This is a genomic window from Paenibacillus agaridevorans, from assembly GCF_003112455.1.
GTDB classification, from domain to species: domain Bacteria; phylum Bacillota; class Bacilli; order Paenibacillales; family Paenibacillaceae; genus Pristimantibacillus; species Pristimantibacillus agaridevorans.
Map to the genome: position 1 here is coordinate 128501 of NZ_BDQX01000356.1, position 2573 is coordinate 131073.

Consider the following 2573-nt stretch of genomic DNA (forward strand, 5'->3'; position numbering starts at 1 on the left):
CCGTATTTGCCCGTCAGGATGCCGCCGGCTAGCGGAAAGTACGGGATGATGCCAAGTCCCTGGTCCTGGCACATCGGGATGAGCTCGCGCTCAGGCGTTCGGTCGGCCAGCGAATAGCTGGTCTGCATGGAGATGTAGCGGGCAAGTCCCAGACGGTCGCTGATGCCGACCGCCTTCATCAGCTCCCACGCGTGGTAGTTGGAAGCTCCGATGTAACGCACCTTGCCGGAACGCACCATGTCGTCGAGCGTCCGCAGCGTCTCCTCCAGCGGCGTCTCGGGATCGAACGTATGAATTTGGTACAAGTCCACATAGTCCGTTCCCAGCCTGCGTAGGCTGCCCTCCAGTTCGCCCATTAGGTGTCTGCGGGAAGATCCGCGTTCATATACGCCCGATCCGCGCGGCAACCCCGCCTTGGTCGTCAGAACCGCTTCATGCCTGCGACCCTTGAGCGCTTCCCCGATGATACGTTCCGACTCCGTCCCTGCGTAAATATTGGCCGTATCGATAAAAGAAATGCCGGCGTCCAGCGCCGCATGTATAATATCGATGGACGTCCGCTCGTCGGCCCTCTTGCCGAAGGCGTTGGTACCCAGTCCAAGCTCGGATACCTTCAGTCCGCTTTCTCCCAACCTGCGATATGCCATAGTTTCAGCTCCTTTTTTTGCGGTTTATGCCGCAACGTTGCTTTCCAAATAGTATAGCGAACGAGGCACTGCGGGGACAAGCCGCAGGGCAACAAGCCGCAGAGCAACATTGAACGTCAGCCTCGCGAGAGGTATAATCTCCGTGAAGAGACTCTAGGCACACCCTAGAACATCCAAGGAGGACATCCCATGCGTTTCGTCAGCAACAAGGGGATCACAGATCCCGCGATCAATCTCGCGCTGGAGGAGTATATTCTCCGTTCCTTGCCGAGCGAGCACGACTATTTGTTGTTTTACATAAACGAACCATCCATCATCATCGGCAAAAATCAGAACACCGTGGAGGAGATCAACGCCGAATACGTCGAGGCCAGCAAGCTGCACGTCGTGCGCAGGCTGTCGGGCGGCGGAGCGGTCTATCACGATCTCGGCAACCTGAATTTCAGCTTTATCATGCAGGATGACGGGGGTTCGTTCCATAACTTCAGGAAGTTCACGGAGCCCGTCGTGAAGGCGCTTCGCAAGCTGGGCGTGGAAGCGGAGCTGACGGGGCGCAACGACTTGCAGGTGGGCGAGCGCAAAATTTCCGGCAACGCGCAGTTCCACACGAGAGGCAAAATGTTCAGCCACGGCACGCTTCTCTTCGACTCGGAGATCGAGAACGTCGTATCCGCGCTCAAGGTCAACGCGGAGAAATACGTGTCCAAGGCAACGAAATCCATTCGCAGCCGGGTTGCCAACATCTCGGAATTCCTTCCGGAACCCATGACGGTGGAGCAATTCCGCGAGACGCTGCTGCAGTCCATCTTCGAGGATCGGGGCGGAGAACCTGCCGCGTATGAATTGACGGAAGCCGATTGGGAGAAGGTGCATAAGCTGGCGGATGAGCGGTATCGGAGCTGGGAATGGAACTATGGACGTTCCCCTGCGTTTAACGTTCAGCAGCGCAAGCGGATCGAAGGCGTAGGCACATTCGACGTCCGTCTCCAGGTCGAAGACGGCAGCATTTCGGAAGCCGCGATCTACGGCGATTATTTCGGTAGAGGCGACAGCGCGGAGGTTGCGGTCAAGCTTGCGGGAACGAAGTATGACGCTGTGGCGCTCCGACAATTGACCGAGACGCTGGATCTTCCTTATTATTTTGGCCCCATTACGGAGGAACAGTGGTTAAGCCTTTTGATGTAAACCTTTGTGAAAACCGGCATCTCACTTATTAATTCCGGAAAGGAGCTGCGTCCGATGGTTACCATTCGTCCTCCTTGCTAATCCAGGGCATGTGCTCGTGCCCCGCCTCCAGCATGATGACAACCCGTCGCCATGTTTAATAGAGAGGGGATTTAGAGCACAACCATGTCCAACGTTACCAAACTTTATATGATCCGTTTTTTCCAAAGCCTGATTCCGGCATACGTGATCGAGCGTCTGTTCTGGGAAATGCGCGGCATGACGATTCCCATGGTCGTCATGACGGAAATTCTGTTCGCTCTGACGATTGTCGTGCTGGAAATTCCAACGGGCATAATTGCGGACAAATGGGGCAGGAAGCGCATGCTGCTCGTAGCTGCCGTCATCGGCTGCCTGGAGTTTTTGCTGCTCTTGTTTTCTACGGAGTTCTGGCATTTCGCCCTTGTTGTCCTCCTGACGGCGGTTGCCGCGTCCGCAAGCAGCGGAGCGGATAACGCGATGCTGTACGATTCGTTGAAGGAGGACGGCATGCAATCGTCCTTCGAGCGAATTGTCGGGCGAATGAACGCGCTGGACATCGTATCCATTACGATTGCCGCATTGTCCGGCAGTCTGCTGGCAGGGAAATTCGGCTTCTCCTTCAATTATTGGCTGTCCTTCGCCAGTATGCTGATCGCGCTGGGCTTTACGCTGACGCTTCGCGAGCCGTCCAGAGGCGATGGCGAAGGAGAAGCCGCATCG

General features: G+C 56.1%; 3 protein-coding genes. 2 read left to right on the forward strand and 1 reads right to left on the reverse strand.

All coding sequences use genetic code 11. From position 1 onward, the window contains the following. Positions 1 to 647: aldo/keto reductase (locus tag PAT3040_RS27905; RefSeq protein ID WP_108995314.1), on the reverse strand; the 647-nt coding region annotated here is incomplete at its 3' end. Between the two features lie 189 nt (positions 648 to 836). On the opposite strand from PAT3040_RS27905, the gene lplA reads away from it, so the two are divergent. Together lplA and PAT3040_RS39080 are read left to right on the forward strand one after the other, a co-directional pair. Next, positions 837 to 1832: a lipoate--protein ligase gene (lplA, locus tag PAT3040_RS27910; protein ID WP_108995254.1), complete on the forward strand. Its 996-nt coding sequence runs from the start codon at positions 837 to 839 to the stop codon at positions 1830 to 1832. Positions 1833 to 1997: 165 nt separating this feature from the next. Continuing rightward, positions 1998 to 2573: MFS transporter (locus PAT3040_RS39080; protein WP_146200581.1), on the forward strand; the 576-nt coding region annotated here is incomplete at its 3' end.